Origin of the sequence: Roseimicrobium gellanilyticum, assembly GCF_003315205.1 — a bacterium.
GTDB lineage: Bacteria > Verrucomicrobiota > Verrucomicrobiia > Verrucomicrobiales > Verrucomicrobiaceae > Roseimicrobium > Roseimicrobium gellanilyticum.
Map to the genome: position 1 here is coordinate 138,183 of NZ_QNRR01000012.1, position 16,546 is coordinate 154,728.

Consider the following 16,546-nt stretch of genomic DNA (forward strand, 5'->3'; position numbering starts at 1 on the left):
GATTTTTCGTGCGCAACTGATTTACACGCTGCGCGGCTTGACTGGTGCGCAGTCGAATCGACAACTGACTACTCCAATATTCGACCATGATCTTCTTGGATGGCATTTTCTTCCTCCTCCCAGTGGGATTGATTATTGTAGCCGTAGACTACAGCCTTTGGTTCCTGCCCATTGGGCTAGTAATCTCGTGGCTGGGAGCGCGAGGTTGGCTTTTGATGATTGGCGGCTGGCCCTACCGTCCCGGTGAACCGGGCTGGGGTGTTTCCAAGGCGGTACTCTCTCAACGGCGGGATGGCGAGACTCTTGCCACGATCTGGTTGTCTTTTTTGGGTATCCCCTGGCTGCCCGTGCGCACCTGGTCTCGATCACGGCTCCAATGGACGTCCCTGCATTGGCCCGCTGTGGTATGGGGTGCGTTGTTAACCGCAGTCGCCCTTGGGACGGGACTGCTGGTGTTCTGGGTGGCTATTTCGTTGATTCCTTCTCCTGTAGCGTCGGTAAACGCAGCCGGATTGGTCGCGTGGATTCTCGGGCAATGCCTTCCTTGGGAAGTGAAGGCGCAACCTTTCTGCGATTCGCGTCACACCACACGGAAGGAAGCGTCAACCTTTGCAGCATCCGGCCCCTCACAGATAGCAGGAACGACCTGCAGCCGTTGCGGTCAAAAATTAATAACGCAATTTGACGGTGAGTTCACTGCGCGCGGAAAAGTCGTCTGCCAGGCGTGCCTGACCAGACAAAGAGGGATCAAGAAGAGAAAATAGAGCGCAAAGATGTCAGAGCCCTCGGGCCATTCACGGCTCAGTCAACATGAGAGACGCGGCTCGTCTGAAGCGGGATCTGCATGGGCAGGAATCCACGCTGGATATGTGGCAATGCCATTGCGGATCGACTGCCTTGAAATGGATGTACCTGCTGGAAGGATCGCGTTGACCGGGAAGCGATCCCACTTCTACTGCTCCCACTACGTCGAGCTGCAGGATTTCCGTGGAGGCAGCCTGTGCTCGCTCGCAAAAGCCGTCACCAATGGGGCGCTTCGCCGCGGTGCAGAGTACGTCCCGGAAAAGGGCTCACCGTAGGTGGCAATCTTGAAGAGAAGCGTCTGGGCCGGGCGTGGAGAGTCCCGCCTTGTCAACACACCCCACACCACCAAGGCCACTGGCTTCAACGGAGCCACGCTCCTTCGAGCGTGGAGAGGGTGAGCTTTTTCGGACCCCTCCAGCTCGTGGACCACCAGCTTCAACGGAGCCACGCTCCTTCGAGCGTGGAGAGGGCGACATGGCGTGGGTGCTGGCCCGCGATGAAGAAACGCTTCAACGGAGCCACGCTCCTTCGAGCGTGGAGAGCCTATTGTTTTCGATGCCCACTCACCTAAGCTACCCAGCTTCAACGGAGCCACGCTCCTTCGAGCGTGGAGAGCCAATCTCATCTGGCTGCTTCTCACAAAGCGCCCTCAGCTTCAACGGAGCCACGCTCCTTCGAGCGTGGAGAGTACACGGCGGTCGCCTGACTCACCGACCCTCCATCGGGCTTCAACGGAGCCACGCTCCTTCGAGCGTGGAGAGGAAAAAATGGGTGGAGGTGGTTGCAGGCAGATGAAGGTGCTTCAACGGAGCCACGCTCCTTCGAGCGTGGAGAGAGTCACATTGACATGAAAAACCCCGCTTCTGCAAGTACAGCTTCAACGGAGCCACGCTCCTTCGAGCGTGGAGAGCTCCAAGTGTCATGTCCAATTTCCGCGAATGCACGTCGCTTCAACGGAGCCACGCTCCTTCGAGCGTGGAGAGAGACTGGAAGGCACAGAACTGGAGTCATACCGACCCCGCTTCAACGGAGCCACGCTCCTTCGAGCGTGGAGAGCAAGCACCAGAGCGGCAAGGAACTGACCCACTCCGGCGCTTCAACGGAGCCACGCTCCTTCGAGCGTGGAGAGCGATCTGTTTCCAAGCCGACCAAAGGCGGAAGCGGTGGCTTCAACGGAGCCACGCTCCTTCGAGCGTGGAGAGTCATGATGTTTGTTTTGTTGAATGTGTCGTGAAAATGCTTCAACGGAGCCACGCTCCTTCGAGCGTGGAGAGAGAGCATGAGGGGGAAATGGTTCATCTGCCCGGCTAGCTTCAACGGAGCCACGCTCCTTCGAGCGTGGAGAGGCATCCGTTCGACATCAAGCCGGGCAGCACCCAGGCGCTTCAACGGAGCCACGCTCCTTCGAGCGTGGAGAGAAGGCGATTGACGCTATTTGCGAGGCCCTTGGGCTTGCTTCAACGGAGCCACGCTCCTTCGAGCGTGGAGAGCAGTACCAGGAGAAGAAGTCCGACAAGGCACCCACGGCTTCAACGGAGCCACGCTCCTTCGAGCGTGGAGAGCCGGTCTTGGCGGTCCGGGTGGGAATGGTGGGAGTATGGCTTCAACGGAGCCACGCTCCTTCGAGCGTGGAGAGAGTGCTGATGGTATTCCATGGTCGCGAAGAGCAGATGCTTCAACGGAGCCACGCTCCTTCGAGCGTGGAGAGGGAGTTGTTTTGAATATGAGCACTACACCGACAGAAGCTTCAACGGAGCCACGCTCCTTCGAGCGTGGAGAGATGGCGAACCCCTTAAGGCTGGGATTCGGGAGAGGAAGCTTCAACGGAGCCACGCTCCTTCGAGCGTGGAGAGTCACCTCACCCCACCCGCTGTCCCTGAACGACGCTGCGAAGCCTTCGCGAGACGTCTGCGGAGGCAGCGGACAAAGAAAGGTGTAGAAATGCATATGCGGAACCTAACAGGTTGGGTATCAGCACGCGAGCGGGTGCCAGGGGTAAGCACGGCACCACACCGCTCGCGTGACTGATTTTGGATTGTCATCGAAATGTCAAAGATCACCCGGTCACCCCTGGCCGATGATTTACACCACATAGCAGGGGGCGTCAAAGCGCGCGTACGGCAGGCCCAGCGAAGCGATGACGCGGTCGCCCCGGCCACCCACGGGCCCAAGCGAGACAAATAGCACCTGATCCTCATCTTCCTTGATAAGAGCCTTCAGTTCCCGCTCCAGCTTCGTACGTTCACGAGGATTCAGATCGCACTCGAACACAGAATACTGCAGGTGGGTGCCATAGTTCCGGCACACCTTGAACACCTTCCTCAGGCGCTTGTCATTGGCAATGTCGTAGCACACCAGATACGTGATCCGTGTTGAGAAGGCTTGCCCTCGGGACGACATGGCTAGAGAAGTGCGAACATACTCAACGGGTCACCATCGGCACATACTCCGGAATCTCACCCGTAAGATGCCGCGCCAGCAGACGAGATTGCAGTTCCAAAACCCGCCGGTAGCTCACACGATAGTCAAAAATTGGATGGGTGATGAGCGTGTTCATCCGCTGCTCATACGCTTGGAAGAAAATTTTCCTCCCCGCCGGCGTCAGATTCACCGCGTCCCCAGCGCGCACGAAATGGCGCGGCGTGATCATCCGGTTATTGAGCGCCGTCAGCACGGTGCTCTCCGCCACCAACGGGCGGAATTCCTCCATAAGATCCAACGCCAGCGCAGGGCGGCCGAATCTCGGCTGATGATAGAAGCCCACATACGGATCAAACCCCACGGCATGCGCCGCAATCGTGCAGTCCTTCGCCAGCAGGCTGTATGCGAGTGAGAGCAGCGCATTCACCGGGTCCGTAGAGGGACGTCGGGAGCGCTTGGTGAAATCGAAGGCAAACTCCGGCTCCTTCTCCGGTTCCGGCTCGGCACTTCCCAGTCCTGGCAGCTCATCGTCATCACGCTCCACTTTGATCATCCCACCGAAGTGCTGGAAATACAGCGCCGCAGCAGCGCCCTCAATCCCAAGCAAAGCCTCAATACTACGCGCCGCGAGCGCATCCAGCGCCGCCTGTTTCAGCCTCAACAGCACCGCTGGCGCAGCCTCCACGTGCAGCCGCATCAACAGCGTGCGTTGATTGCGAATCTTCCCGTTCACGAACCGGCTCGCAAGCGCCAGGCACCGTCTTCCATCTTCCGCCGCTCGGAATTGCTCGATGCGCGTGAGCACATTCTTCATCCCATGTCCCCGCGTCAGCCCGTAGAACCACCCCCCCATGGAGAAATAGGCAATCGGCACCTCCAGCTCGCACAGCATCTGCAACGCCTGCGTGGAGAGCTGAATATTGCCAAAGAGCGCCACATGCGTGACATCCCGCGCCCGCACCTCATCCAGCACGGCCTCGCCATCCTTCATTACCAGCACCTCATTTTTGCGGCCCACACGTATACCTGGTGTATTCAGGTAAAGGGCACGCTCATCATCGCGCGCCGCGATAAGCCGGCGGATGAAAACCGTTTCGCCATTGTCCCGCCCGTTACTTTCAGCAAGATTCAAGGGCGCAGGCTCTGGACCACTCTGCACATCACGCGTTGCCAGCATGCGCGTCTCATCTGGAAGGCAAACAGGCGCCAGCGAGCAGCGCACGCATTTTGGTGACCCCACCAGGGGCGGCGGCAGGCTACCCAAAGCCGTGGCACGCGCCTGCTGGATGCGCTCTTGGATCCATTCCTCGATTTCTGGCGTCATTGGCAGACGCACCCTCTGCCGCGTGGCCCGGTAATAGATCACGCCTTCATCACAAGTGTAACCATTGTCCCTGAGGATGAGAATCTGCAGACCCAGCTGCATCTTGTCTGTATCCCACAGCTCATTGGCATCCGCACCCGGGCGCGGCGCCCCAGCCTTGTAGTCCACCGGCGTGACGGAGAGCGGTGCGACAGCCTCATCCCCATGGCTCGTGCTCACACCCATCGTCACCTCAATGAGGTCCATCTTCGCCACCACCCCCAATCGCTCTGAGCTCAGCATCGCCGAGCGTGAATGGATCGTCTCCGTCGTTGTTTCCGCCCCCACTCCCCCCATCTGCTGTCTGTCCATCATCCGCAAGGGGTGTATCACCCACCTCCAGCGCACCGGGACGCTCACCGTCACTACCCACCTCCTCCTGCAACGCAAGTTCCGCAACCTCTTCCCCCTCCCCCTTCTTCTTGCGCTTCCCCTTCTTCACTTTGGGCAGTTCCCCCCTGCCCCGGTCTACCTTCTCATGAATCGCGCTTCCCCGTTCCGTGTCCGCATTCTCTACGAATACACCTTCAACAAACTCGTAGTAAAACAGCCGCGGACAATACACGAACTCATTGAGCATGCGCGCCGGCATCGGCTCATCCAGGCGCGTCGCAGGGAAAGGCAACCGTTCACGACGCTCCGCCTCAGGAATCGTGTCACCACTCGCCTGGCGTCCTCCAGGGCCAGACTCCCCATCCGGGAAAAGCGGCAGCTCAGGATGATCCGCCGGCACCGGGAGCGGCTCATAGAGATAGTCCAACTCCCACCCCGGCGGTCGCCACGGGTAGAGAGCTCGCGCCGTGCGGATGTCGGGTAGCACATTCATCTCTTCATCAACGTGAAGAATAACTTTGCCAGATACTCCGTTAGTCGTAAAGAGAAACCATCTTCACAAAGACGACCGCCCGCGCTAACCCCGGCGTCTCTTCAAGGTAGGAATAGGTGTCAGGAAGGCAGAAGGCTTCGCCAGAAGCCTTGCTCAGTATCCGGAGTATCCACGCATCATTCGTCATAGTCCGGATACTGCACCGGCGGCCTCCCACTCTTGGCCACCACCTTTCTGAAACGCCTCTTCCCCTTCGACTCCTTCACCGCTGTGCAGGTGATCAGAAAGAACCAATCGTCCCCGAAGTCGAAGTGGAAGACCATCTTCTTCCTGGAACGGAACACCGCCGACACCAGCGTCTCATGCACCCCCGCTTCCCCCTCCCCCTCTCCTATATCGGCGAAGAGAGTATAGCGCTCCTTGCTCGCATAGGGATTTTTCAGGTTGTTACAAAACTCAAACGCATGGTCGAGGTCAAACTTCACCGTCTTGATGATGAACTCCGCGAATTCATACAACGACCAATCCCCTCCCAGGACCAGTTCCGCTTTGAAGGTGTCGTATTGAAGGGTGAAGTGATGTTCGGTCATGCAGAAGAGCCTCTGTACCGCCAACGACCTTTCCTAAATTGGCTTTGCTGGTGTAAAATTCCGATACTTGCCCAAAGTGATTCGTTGGCTGCGGAAGGCTGCGCAAATTCCGCGAGCGGAGAGTTCGGATGTAGAAGGCTCGGATTTTTGCAATTCGCTCAGGACCAGAGTTGACCTGACTGCATCCATTGACAGCCATCCAGTCCAGATGGGCCAAGTAACGAACGTATTGTTGCTCTTGTTCCCCTTGAATCCTACAGTCGCCAGACCTCCTCCAGCGGTAGGCACTGTTGGAAAGAGAGGAAGTGCAGCAATTGCGAGTCTGTTTGCACCCCGGACTGTGCGAACAGGATCTTTAGAGGGTTCGTCCCATCGAAGGGCATAACGGCGGTCATCGGCATCGTCCCATCGCATAATCGGGCTCGGATCACGATAGCGCCACGGGCCGTACAACGCCTCACGAAGGTGGTCAATGTTGGTTTCCTTTGCAAGTTCATTCATGAAGCTAAGGAAATGCTGATGTCCAGCCCCACTCATGGTGCGGAAAGCGGTGTCTTCGATCATGCCCTCTTCATTGACAGCGCCATCGCTTCCGAACGCAGCTGCCATCTCACTTCCAAATGAATCCTTCTGCTCCAAGAAGGATTCTGCCATCTCCCTTGAGAGGTTTCGAAAGATTGCTTGTGACACCTTCAAATCCTTCTCGAACGTGATGACGCGATGTCCTTCAGCTGCGGAGAGATGCTCGTGAAGGCATGTGAGCAGCGCATCCGCATCCTGGATTCCAGGGGTTTGAAACACGGGACAATAGGAGCTACCTTGCGGAACCCATCGCATCCGGCTTGCCGCATACTCCGGTCTTCTGCCAAGAGTGAAAAAGGCTCCAAGTGACGCCATGAATCCCAGCAGACTCGATGCTTGCAAGGCGAGGAGGGTATGTTCAGTGATGCGAGTGCTCATGGCTCAGAGGCTAATTCTGGTGAGGCACTGGCGGTTTGGTCGGCAAGGCGAAGGACCGCTTCGAGGAAAGCAAGGCCCCACCATCCGTAGTGACGGGTAAGTGCCCAGAAGCGTTCAGCGACGCCTGAGTCCAGCGCATGAGCAGGATCGGCGAGGCGTTCTTCAGTACCAAGGGTTAGACCGAAATCCTCAAGTTGAATCGCCGGTGGGTCTTCATCGGATACCACCGGGGCTAGGGGGCGGGCAAATCCATGATGACTTGCAATGAGATGAAGTACCAGCGCAGCATGCAGGCTGCTCGGCGGCAGCACGTCTTTTGCCGCTGGTCGAGACACGAGCTGAACGGAGAGCATTTCGTGACGGAATCCCTTGGGAAGGCCAGCACGCTGGCGGGCCTGTTCCCTGCCCCAGGCCGAGTTGGGTATGGAGTCGGACTTCGCCAACAACGCAGGCAAAGCATACGCAGCGCTCACGGAACTTTGGATCAGCATTGCTTGAAAGCGTGGGTCTGCCTTGCCTAAATCGTGCAGTCTAGCCGCGTAGGTAATGGGCTCTTTTTGATCAACCAAGCCCAAGGCATCTGCATATTCCAGAGTCAACCCGGTCACCTGATTGGTGTGAGAAACAAGAGACTGCCTCTTTGACCCTTGAAGCAAGGGATCCCCATGGGCGTCGTCCGCAGGAAGAGCTTCAGCATCTGACTCGGATGGATTATAACCGAAAGCCCAAAGAACAATCCCAGAACCATCCGGGTAGGGTTCGGCCTTTAGTTTTCGGACGCTAGTGAGGAAATCGAGTCTCTTGGAAAGGGAGACGTTTTCACGAGTCGCCGCCGCGATCGCTTGGAGGCTCTCTCTGGCCTCCTGTGATTGCCATTCGAAGTCAGACTCTCTGACCCATTGCTTCAATTTTGCGGCGGGACTCTCACCTTCTCCCTGAGGCCACCAGGCGCTCGGATGCAGTCGAATCACTGCACGTCTGCGAATGCTCGCCTGGCCCTCTTCGGCCTGATCTATTGTGGCGGCGGTGGCCCAGGGGACGTGACCGATCTCATGCCAGCCTTCATCAGTGGCTCGCAGCACAATGGTTTGTCCTGGTCGCAGATCAGAGGGTGATTCAAGGGGCTTGCTATCTTCACCCCGCCAAAGAAGGGCTTGCACCGCCTCTTCTGGGGCAACCTTACGGCCACCTCTAGCGTCTGCCTCATCCTTAGTCATTGACGGCGCGTCGCCGCTGGCATCGTTGAAGCTGCTCTTCCTTTCCAGCCACTGGCGCATCAGGTGCAGTGGCACAGGCAGGCATTCGATGATGGTAGGAACGCAGAGAGCAAGGGTTTCTGCCCACAGGTCCACGCGCTCAGGCAGGTCAGCACGCCAACAAACCTGCACCTCCGCCATGTCACGCTTGGGACCGTGCAGGAAAAGTGACACATCTGGCTCGACTGCGGGTGCGGGGTTCGTCTGTGCCCAACAGTCGAGATGGGCGGGCAACAGCACAGGAGCATTCTCACGAGGCGTGAGGAGAAGGGAGAAGGCGTTCTCATCCTCCTCGCGAGCCATCGTGACAGCCTCCGTCATGACATCGAGGCCAAAGTTAATGACGCCGTCATTGGCGCGATGCTCCAGCCACCGCCAGGTACGAGGAATGGCATTGCCGTAGATCGGATCTATAAGTGCGTTTTTGTCGAGTTTGCTTTCCTCGATACACTGGTCCTCGGGTACAACTACAACTCCTTCGGCGAGGATGTCTCTACCAGCACGGTTCAGCCGACCGAAGCGCTGTCTCAAGGCGTCGAGACTCGCGCACTCAGTCACGAGTGCATCGAAATCGAGATCCGCACCGACTTCGAGGCACTGAGTGGAGACCACTATTTGCAATGGAGAAGTGGCACTGGATTGGACTCCGGTTTTGAGCAGCGACTGCAATGCCTGAGTGACTTGATCCCGGTCAAGAGGTCGCATCCTGCCGATCACGAGAGTAACTTGGGCGGAACTGTGCTTTTTGGTAAGCACTCTCTCGAGTTCTCGTGCCGTGGCGACTCGATTGACCATGATCGCGATGGACCTTAGCGTTGGGTGCCTGGTAATGATGGCCGACGTTTCAGCCTCAAGAACTTTTACCAGTTCGTCGCCGGCATTCTTGCCCTTTGCTTTCGCCGCCCGAACGAGCCGCACAGGCTTGGCGGCATGAAGTCGCTTTTTGAGGAGAGGGTGCTCACGGTCTTTCCGGCCAAGCTCCAGCAAGGTAATCTTGTCACCTTTCGGCGGGGTGGCAGTCATCCCTACAGCAGAGAATGCCAGCCGCACTGTCTGGGCATCCCCGGACTGGTGGATACGGTAGCGCCTCACCCATCCAAGAGTTTGAAGAAAAGGCTGGCTGACATGTGCTTCATCGACCAGCAAAAGACTGTCCTGCGAAACCAGAGCGGCGTGGATTGGCCTCGCCTCATCACTCACGCCGTAACCCCGGAACAAGAGTCGCGAACCTGCCTGGTCAACGGTACTGCACAAGATCATGGGCTGGAGAATGGACTGTGCCCAGGCTCGATCCCGATAGATACCGCCTCGCAGTTCGCCACAGGTGAGAGCCTTTTCTCCACCGAGGCTCATCAAGGCATCTGCTATCCGCCGCAAGGTGGCGGATGCCTTCGCCAGTTCCTCTGGTGACTTGCGTTTGTCCGGCTCCTCTCCTGCCTCGCGCCGAGCCAGATATGTTTCAGGATCTGCGAGAGCGGGCTCCAAATGTCTTTTTGCCCGGTCAAAGGCTTCATCCACGATGATACGACGATTTACGATGAAGAATATGCGGCGCCCTACGGTACGTTCCGAAACAGGCCGGGAGGCCTGGACAGCAAGCGCGAATACTGCCGCATCCAAGCAGGCTGTCTTTCCGCTGCCTGTGGGGACGGTAACATAGTATTCGGGAGGCAGGCCCGCGCAAAGCTGGCCCGCAAACTCTTCCTGCCATGGAAATGGCTCGTAACCCCATAGGGCTCGGAAGAACTCACCAAACGATTCAGGCGAAATGGATGGCAGGGAACTCATGACGGTGGCAGACCAAGAGGCTTGCAAACGCCGTAACCGCGGTATCGACCTGCACCGATGAGGACGGGCCCCTCCACCTCACTATCAAAGTGCAGGAGCACGTGCACCTGTTGCCGCGAATTCCCTGTCTTGCTGCTCAGCCACGGCATTCCGTTGGGACCGGGCCGTGCTCGAGGAGCACCGCGATGCCATGATGTCCTGTCGAGGTCAATAGATGCCGGACAAGGCAGACCGATATTGGCGCAACTGGTTCTGATTATTTCGGTAACCTCCCGCCGCCAAGCTTCACGCTCTTTAGGATCCGCAGGGTCGAACTTCGGATGGCGATCAAGAACCACCGGTGTGACGCTGGCCCAGATCGTTGACGCTTCAGTCCAAGTTTCGGAACAAAGGCTCAAGGGCCGGGAGCGTGGAGCGCGATCTTCACGTTGAAGTTTCCAAGTACCATGGCGGCCAAGTTTCAAAATGACATCCTTGTCCGCGCCATCTGCATCAAATAGTACACGTTTAAGTTGCCCAGCACGCTCCTTCGAACTCACGGCTTTTGGGAAAGCGAGTGCCATGCCGAGAACGTGCCCGTCTGCATATTCTCCGCCCACAAAAGCCAGCGGTAGAACAGCGAGATGTGGCGCGGCAGCAGGCTCGCCGTGCTCACGATGACCGGTGAACCAGGGTGGCGCGGTTTCACTTCCGGTGAGCAACGTGCCGCGCAAGGCTTCAACAAGCATGTTGGTGGACTCCAGGCCCAGCACCCGTCCGTCGAGCTTTGTTAGCACGAGGAGTTCAGGATCGAAGACAGATGAGGCACAAGGGAGGGCATCGTCTACTGGCGGTGTATAGGTCTGACTGGTGCCAACAGAGGGCAGACGGCGCACGGGCGCAGACAGTGTGGCTGCCCAGTCCTCGTTAAAGCGTTCTTTGAATGCTGCCTTGGCCGTTTTTTTGGCCGCTGCACCTGTCGCTGTCTGAATTTTTTGGGAGAGTTCAAAGAACGCGTCAATGTCACTAGCATTGAATCGCTGGTCCAGATCTGCCAGAAAGCCTGGGGCGATGCTGCGCAGCTTCATTCCTCCTCGAGAACCTTTGGACGGCTCAGAGGGGAACAGTGCCATCTGTGGCAGGGGAGATTGCTCCGCCACCCAAACTGAAGTCAGTGAAGAGGAATGGCCGATCCTGACGACCTTGGCGGCCAGTCTCTTGAAGGCTGGCTGCAACACTGGAGGCAGTTCGGCATTATTCCACACGAGATGAACACAGTTACGTTGGTTCTCGAGGCCGAGCCCCACCGCCGGGAAAGTGCGCTCCTGCCTGCTACGAAAGGCTGGCATCACACCCAAAGCATAGCGCATCTCAGAAGCCTTTACACTGGCGGGTCTTGAGGACAGTCCGGTGTCGTTCACCGGTACATATACTTTTACCACAGTGCGTCGATGCTCCTTGGGAACTTCGGAGTACGCCAATGCTGGGGCACTCTGCTCTTCCAGCCATTCAAGGCAGAGACGTTCCTCTGACCACTCGGCAAAAGCCTCTCTGCCATCGTCGATGACAGGGTGCGTTTCATAGTGGGCCGCTACGAGTGCCATGAAGACACGCGCAGGGTGCGGCGGCCATTCTGCCGTATCACGGGTATCTGCGGAGGTCATCACAGCCGTGCCAGTGAGGAACTCGATGCCTAGAGCGAACATGGGAAAAAGTACTAGGTTCCGCTCGGCTCGGTAGTGCTGGCCGCGATCTCCTGAGAACGTTTAAGCAGAGCGATCAGATTTGGCGCTGGCTTCAGAGTGATCGGGTCGCCATGCCATTTCAGACCGAGCTTCTCTGCCTGACCCACGGCCTCGTTCAGAAGCGCGATGGCCACCTCAGAAGTGATGACATGTTTCTCAGGCTCCTGGCCAGGGGTTTTCAGCAACTCCCATGTCAGTGGTCCAGTGGGCCAGAGCAGGCAGCGTGAGCGCAGGTCAAAACCACTCTCCGCGGCCAGGGCGGCCGAAGTCAGTGCGAGGGCCACAAGCACCGTCCGGGCGGCGGTATCGCGTTCCGCCGTCACTTTACCATCCACAGGGAAGCGAAGGCGTCGCAGAGCAGGAAGCGAGAGCACGATGATTTGATCGGCGTAATCGATGGTGGCTCCACCATTACTTATGTCAGGCGGGATATTGCCGTGGTTGACTTCTGATGGTGAAACCGCGCCCGGCGCCTTATCACTGGCGAGTTCATACGTACCGTCCTTCTTGATGACCTTGGCGGCCGCTCGCATACCCAAGGGATCGATCCTGCTGCTGGTCTTCTTCCCTACTTGGGCATTGACCCCAATGATTTCAGAGGTCAGCGCCCGCTGGAACTTGGCGCCCAAACCGCCTTTCGGCCCTGTGGAATCCCAAATCCCGAACACGAGAGCGGTGGGACAAAGTTGATAGAGCGGCGTAGCATTCTGAAGGCTTGCGGCATCAAGTTGCTTGCCTAGATCGCTTTTCCGAAAGGCAATACCCTCGTGAAGACTGTCACGAAGAATCGCATCCGCGACCCGGTGAGGTGCCTCAAGACTCGTCACACGCCCGACCTCATCCAACAATCCCAGCCCTGTGAAGTCCACGCTAAGTACTGGCACTTTGATCTTGCCCGCATCCAAGGCCGCTTGAAGTGCCTCTTCCATCCGGTTTGCCTGGGCTTGAACAGAATCGAGGACAACGCAGGTTTTCGTCTGGGGATTCTTGCCATCAACATCAAAAATTTGACGCTGCTCAATGGCATAAACTGCTCCAGCGCAGGTAGGAGGGAAGACCTTATCTCCGACTCCACCAGCAGGCTGGAGTGTGACGCGACAACGGAAGGCAGCTGCGCTTGAATTGACAGCATCAGCCAAGTAGGTGAGAGGAAATTTTGAGGACATCGGGTTGCTCGGTTAGAATTGTTCTCTGGCCGTAGAAAGTTGAACTCGAGAGGATGACGGTCGCCCCTCATCGGACATGCCTTTGACTGCAATAATGTGGCAAAACATTAGCAACTTAGTCAACACAAACTCGTCAGATTAGTGTGTACCAAAAGCGTGAGTTATCATATTTTGCCCTCCTCCTTCACAATTCATCCATGGGCTTGGCCTCATCATGCATGGCATGGGTATCCATCTTGCCTCTGATTTTCATCCGCAGGACTCAAGCTCCTCAACAAGATGGAGATTCATGGCAGCAAACGGGAGTCAAAGAGTTTTGCAATTGGATCCGCTCGGGCTTAAATGAGAGCACCTTGTGCCTCACCAGCCACGTCCTTTGCATATCCCGAGCTTGGCCAGATCTGCACGCTCAAGGCGGTATTTCTCCCTGGACTCAAGATGGTTCGCGATGAAGGCCATCTCGCCGGCTTCGTCCAGGTGGTGGTCCAGTTGGGATTGGAGATTCCGCACAGGATCTCCGTTGGTAAGCTGCGACGCTTCGATCTGGTTCTCTTTCATTCCTCGAATCTGTTCCTCATAGACCTTCGCGCGCTTGCGGTGATGGGCAGCACGCGCCTTGCACAGTTTCTGCAATTCCGCGCCCTGGATGCTTACGACAAGTCCCGTGATCATGCGTCAGTTCCTCGATGATGTTTGATGGAGAAACAATTTGTCAGTTCTCTTCGCACATCCTAGAAGAGAGGGTAGGACATAGGCAGGGTGAGGCCCGAACTTTTTTTCGTTAACATCCATGAACCAGTTCCGTTCCCGTTCCTCTGCCGCCACCTCGCGCCGCGTGGGGCGCACGCGACGCCCCATCCAACGCATCCTCCAGATCCACGGCCTGCTGATTGCGAAGCGCTTCCCGAACTGCAGCACACTGGCCCGTGAGATTGAGGTGACGCCCAAGACGATTCAGAGAGACCTGAATTTCATGCGGGATGAGATGAGCCTCCCTCTGGAATATCACGAGCGTGAGCACGGCTACTTCTACACAACGCCGGTGACCGAGTTTCCCCTGCTACAGCTCTCACGACGCGACATGCTGGCACTCTTCCTGGCGCGCCGGGCACTGGAGCCACTCCACGGTACGCGGCTGGAGAAGCTCCTCGCGGAGAGTTTTGAGAAGATCGCGGAGGCGGCGACTGGGACGGTCTCCTTTCGCTGGACGGAACTCGATGCCGCCTTTTCCGTGAAGACCACCGGAGTAGTCGCCGCTGACCTGGAGTTCTTCAGCACGCTCCTGGACGCTGTGCTGGAGCGGCGAGAAGTGACCTTCGACTACCTGAAGCTAGGTGCTACACGCCCTGAACAGCGGAAGGTACGGCCTTATCACATTGGCCGGGTGGAGCAGGGCTGGTACCTCACTGCTTATGATCTGGCTCGCCGTGCGGAGCGCACCTTCGCCCTCCCGCGCATGCGGCACCTCACCCTGCTCAAGACGCGGTTCGCCCCACCTGCAGACTTCGATGCAGCGAAGCATCTCGCGGGAGGCTTCGGTGTCTGGTCGTATGAACTCGAAGGTCGCAAACAAGAAATGGTCAGGCTGCTTTTCACGGGATACGCGGCGCGTGTGGTGGCTGAAAGGCAATGGCACCCCAGCCAAGAGATCGTTGCCAAAAAGGATGGCAGCATTGAGTTCCGCCTGCAGGATCTGGCTGGGAAGAATTGACGCGCTGGATCCTGAGCTGGGGCCAACATGTCCAAGTAATGGAGCCTGTAGAGCTGCGAGAACGAATTCAAAACGAGGTCCAGCTCATGGCTCAGAGACACTCGGTGCAGCCTCACGCTCTCGCAATGGACCTCTCCCCAAGTAGCTGAGGCATGGAGCTGATGATGCCAGAGGGTGCTTGGGGCTGGACTCTGATTGCAGGTAGTTGGAGGCAACATGAACGAGAAGAAGCCAGAAGGTCACTCGTTGTGCCGCTTGTAAGGTCCCTTGTCGCACTCTCATGGGTTGAGCCGATCAGATTTCGGCGGCACAACAGGCTCCAGTTTGAGTTCAAGAACCAACTGGCGTGTCTCGTTGCCTGCATAGGCCTTGTCCATTGCGACAGACTTGATTTTCCGTCGGCCGTCCGTTCATTTGCGATAACCATATGAATCTTGGTTTTTCGTTCTTTCCGAGACGAGGACATTACCGTGGCGAAGCTGACTGTTCGCGTGGGGCAACTCCTATGCATCATGGGGGAACGGCGTTGTGAGGAGATTCTTTGTAAGCGCCTTTCGTTGGTCGGCCTCTGTATTGCAATCGGAGCACCCGGAGACAACCTTCCTCCGCTCGGCGCGGCGAGAGGGTACTTTGCTGACGACGAGTGGCAGGCCGAATTTTGAAAGGAGACCAAAATCGCACAATCTCGGAGTACTACGGAAAATGCTCGATTCGAACGTGCTTGTCCGCATATTTTTCGCCTTCGCTCTCGAGCCAAGGTGCAAGCTTGACGGAGCTCAATGCAAACTTGCATCCGCTGACCGCGCAAGCTCGGTCGATTTCATCAGTGGTCCATTCCGTATTGTAGCGGCAATACAAGAAATCACTTCCTACTGCCTCTTTGCCCGATAGATGTCCAAGTTCCGAGTCCAGCACACCTCCTTGGATACAACGTCCCCAGCTTCGCATTGTGAGGTCTTGCGCCAACGAGGTGGACTCTATGAGAGCCGCGGGAACATGATCCAAGAATCGCAGTCTCCCCAGCCGCCCGCGTTCGAACGCACCAAGTTTGGCCCGGATCCTGCCAGTACCAACTGAAACAACCTGGATGTTATTCACCCCCTTCTTCCACTGAAGCGGGAAACAGGGCAAGGTCGCCATGAGGTAGGATATGACACTCGGGTTGTTATGGGGGGTGATTCCACCGTCTACAAACTCCATCGTCTGGCCGGCCGCAACCGTCACACGTTCAGGTGGAAAAAACCAAGGGGCAGCCGTGCTAGCTCTCACAACTTGCCACAGGGGAATCTTGAGGTTTGAACTACCATCTTCCTGGAGCTTTGCAAACTTGCCTTCGGGATGATTCAGCAGCGGCCAGGCTGCCCCAGTCGACATGTTTCGCAACACTACCAGTAGCCACGTTTTTAACCGCCTTGTGCCGAATAGCGCTTGGCCCCCATTCGGCTCGACAAAATGCTTTTGAAGCATTTCTCTGAGGGGACCTCTCCTGTAAGCTGCTCCATGCAATTTCCACCATTGCGCCCGCGCAAATATGATGGGGAGAGACTCTTTGAACAATTTCAACATCTCCCCGACTGGCCAGCCATACGACAAGTAGGTGCCAATGATTGCGCCGACGCTCGTACCCGAGATGAGATGGAAGTGATCTGCCAGGACCATTGAATCCTTCCCGTGTTTCCTCCGTAAGAGTTCCTCCATCCTCAACAAGATTCGCAGTGAGAAAACTCCTCGAACACCTCCCCCTTCAATGCTAAGGATGCGTTTCGGTCCAATGGAGGGCGCAGACAACATGCTTTCTTCAAGCCCTAACTCTTGCCCTGTCGGAGGAAGTTGAGAAGACATCGGAGGACCGTGTAAATGGGAGGGGGTGCGCGATTTGCCCTCCTAAACACTTTCAATCGCCGCCGTCAACTTCGCCGCCAACAAACACTGGAGTT

General features: G+C 57.1%; 13 protein-coding genes, 1 pseudogene and 1 CRISPR repeat array. Of the genes and pseudogenes, 3 read left to right on the forward strand and 11 right to left on the reverse strand.

Features of this window, described 5'->3' with window-relative positions:
- The first annotated feature begins 86 nt into the window (after positions 1–86).
- Positions 87–764, forward strand: a complete 678-nt coding sequence (locus DES53_RS32595; RefSeq protein ID WP_147263621.1) for a hypothetical protein — start codon at positions 87–89, stop codon at positions 762–764.
- Between the two features lie 397 nt (positions 765–1,161).
- Positions 1,162–2,657: direct repeats of the CRISPR family, unit length 36 nt; unit sequence GCTTCAACGGAGCCACGCTCCTTCGAGCGTGGAGAG.
- 229 nt (positions 2,658–2,886) lie between these two features.
- Here DES53_RS32595 and cas2 read toward each other — a convergent pair.
- From cas2 to DES53_RS25925, 9 genes are all read right to left on the reverse strand, one after another.
- Entirely contained in the window at positions 2,887–3,204 is a 318-nt protein-coding gene (gene cas2, locus DES53_RS25890; protein WP_113961235.1) for a CRISPR-associated endonuclease Cas2, read from the reverse strand.
- 22 nt (positions 3,205–3,226) lie between these two features.
- Positions 3,227–4,831, reverse strand: coding sequence for a CRISPR-associated endonuclease Cas4g/Cas1g (gene cas4g/cas1g / locus DES53_RS25895; RefSeq protein ID WP_170157414.1), 1,605 nt, complete (start codon positions 4,829–4,831; stop codon positions 3,227–3,229).
- Positions 4,782–5,414 carry a CRISPR-associated protein Cas4 gene (locus tag DES53_RS33215; RefSeq protein ID WP_170157415.1) on the reverse strand — a complete coding sequence of 211 codons (633 nt, stop codon included), beginning with the start codon at positions 5,412–5,414 and terminating at the stop codon, positions 4,782–4,784. Before DES53_RS33215 ends, cas4g/cas1g begins: the two co-directional genes overlap by 50 nt.
- A 176-nt stretch (positions 5,415–5,590) precedes the next feature.
- Positions 5,591–6,004 carry an IS1096 element passenger TnpR family protein gene (locus tag DES53_RS25900; protein WP_113961237.1) on the reverse strand — a complete coding sequence of 138 codons (414 nt, stop codon included), beginning with the start codon at positions 6,002–6,004 and terminating at the stop codon, positions 5,591–5,593.
- 33 nt (positions 6,005–6,037) lie between these two features.
- The gene (locus tag DES53_RS32600) at positions 6,038–6,964 is read right to left on the reverse strand and encodes a type I-G CRISPR-associated protein, Cas3-extension family (protein WP_147263622.1); all 927 of its coding nucleotides are present in this window, start codon (positions 6,962–6,964) and stop codon (positions 6,038–6,040) included.
- A complete protein-coding gene (cas3g, locus tag DES53_RS25910; protein ID WP_113961239.1) occupies positions 6,961–10,008 on the reverse strand; it encodes a type I-G CRISPR-associated helicase/endonuclease Cas3g in 3,048 nt (1,015 codons plus the stop codon). The genes DES53_RS32600 and cas3g overlap by 4 nt, the downstream gene beginning before the upstream one ends.
- Positions 10,005–11,693, reverse strand: coding sequence for a type I-G CRISPR-associated protein Csb2 (gene csb2, locus DES53_RS25915; protein ID WP_113961240.1), 1,689 nt, complete (start codon positions 11,691–11,693; stop codon positions 10,005–10,007). The genes cas3g and csb2 overlap by 4 nt, the downstream gene beginning before the upstream one ends.
- Positions 11,694–11,704: 11 nt before the next feature.
- Positions 11,705–12,871: a type I-G CRISPR-associated RAMP protein Csb1/Cas7g gene (gene cas7g, locus DES53_RS25920; protein WP_211325694.1), complete on the reverse strand. Its 1,167-nt coding sequence runs from the start codon at positions 12,869–12,871 to the stop codon at positions 11,705–11,707.
- A gap of 387 nt (positions 12,872–13,258) precedes the next feature.
- A complete protein-coding gene (locus tag DES53_RS25925) occupies positions 13,259–13,570 on the reverse strand; it encodes a hypothetical protein (RefSeq protein ID WP_113961242.1) in 312 nt (103 codons plus the stop codon).
- Between the two features lie 118 nt (positions 13,571–13,688).
- On the opposite strand from DES53_RS25925, the gene DES53_RS25930 reads away from it, so the two are divergent.
- Together DES53_RS25930 and DES53_RS34095 are read left to right on the forward strand one after the other, a co-directional pair.
- Positions 13,689–14,609 carry a helix-turn-helix transcriptional regulator gene (locus tag DES53_RS25930; protein ID WP_113961243.1) on the forward strand — a complete coding sequence of 307 codons (921 nt, stop codon included), beginning with the start codon at positions 13,689–13,691 and terminating at the stop codon, positions 14,607–14,609.
- A complete protein-coding gene (locus tag DES53_RS34095; RefSeq protein ID WP_113961244.1) occupies positions 14,606–14,758 on the forward strand; it encodes a WCX domain-containing protein in 153 nt (50 codons plus the stop codon). Before DES53_RS25930 ends, DES53_RS34095 begins: the two co-directional genes overlap by 4 nt.
- Positions 14,759–14,890: 132 nt before the next feature.
- Here DES53_RS34095 and DES53_RS25940 read toward each other — a convergent pair.
- Both DES53_RS25940 and DES53_RS25950 read right to left on the reverse strand, forming a co-directional pair.
- Positions 14,891–14,986, reverse strand: a pseudogene (locus tag DES53_RS25940) (IS5-like element ISCARN85 family transposase); the annotation flags it as partial.
- 316 nt (positions 14,987–15,302) lie between these two features.
- Complete coding sequence (locus DES53_RS25950) at positions 15,303–16,451, reverse strand: patatin-like phospholipase family protein (protein ID WP_113961246.1); 1,149 nt, start codon at positions 16,449–16,451, stop codon at positions 15,303–15,305.
- Positions 16,452–16,546 lie beyond the last annotated feature (95 nt).

Coding starts and splice junctions, on each gene's coding strand:
- DES53_RS33215 (WP_170157415.1), bottom strand. CDS start 5,414: ATGAATGTGCTACCCGACATCCGCACGGCGCGAGCTCTCTACCCGTGG.
- DES53_RS32600 (WP_147263622.1), bottom strand. CDS start 6,964: ATGAGCACTCGCATCACTGAACATACCCTCCTCGCCTTGCAAGCATCG.
- cas3g (WP_113961239.1), bottom strand. CDS start 10,008: ATGAGTTCCCTGCCATCCATTTCGCCTGAATCGTTTGGTGAGTTCTTC.
- csb2 (WP_113961240.1), bottom strand. CDS start 11,693: ATGTTCGCTCTAGGCATCGAGTTCCTCACTGGCACGGCTGTGATGACC.
- DES53_RS25925 (WP_113961242.1), bottom strand. CDS start 13,570: ATGATCACGGGACTTGTCGTAAGCATCCAGGGCGCGGAATTGCAGAAA.
- DES53_RS25950 (WP_113961246.1), bottom strand. CDS start 16,451: ATGTCTTCTCAACTTCCTCCGACAGGGCAAGAGTTAGGGCTTGAAGAA.
- cas4g/cas1g (WP_170157414.1), bottom strand. CDS start 4,831: ATGCTGAGCTCAGAGCGATTGGGGGTGGTGGCGAAGATGGACCTCATT.
- DES53_RS25930 (WP_113961243.1), top strand. CDS start 13,689: ATGAACCAGTTCCGTTCCCGTTCCTCTGCCGCCACCTCGCGCCGCGTG.
- DES53_RS32595 (WP_147263621.1), top strand. CDS start 87: ATGATCTTCTTGGATGGCATTTTCTTCCTCCTCCCAGTGGGATTGATT.
- DES53_RS25900 (WP_113961237.1), bottom strand. CDS start 6,004: ATGACCGAACATCACTTCACCCTTCAATACGACACCTTCAAAGCGGAA.
- cas2 (WP_113961235.1), bottom strand. CDS start 3,204: ATGTCGTCCCGAGGGCAAGCCTTCTCAACACGGATCACGTATCTGGTG.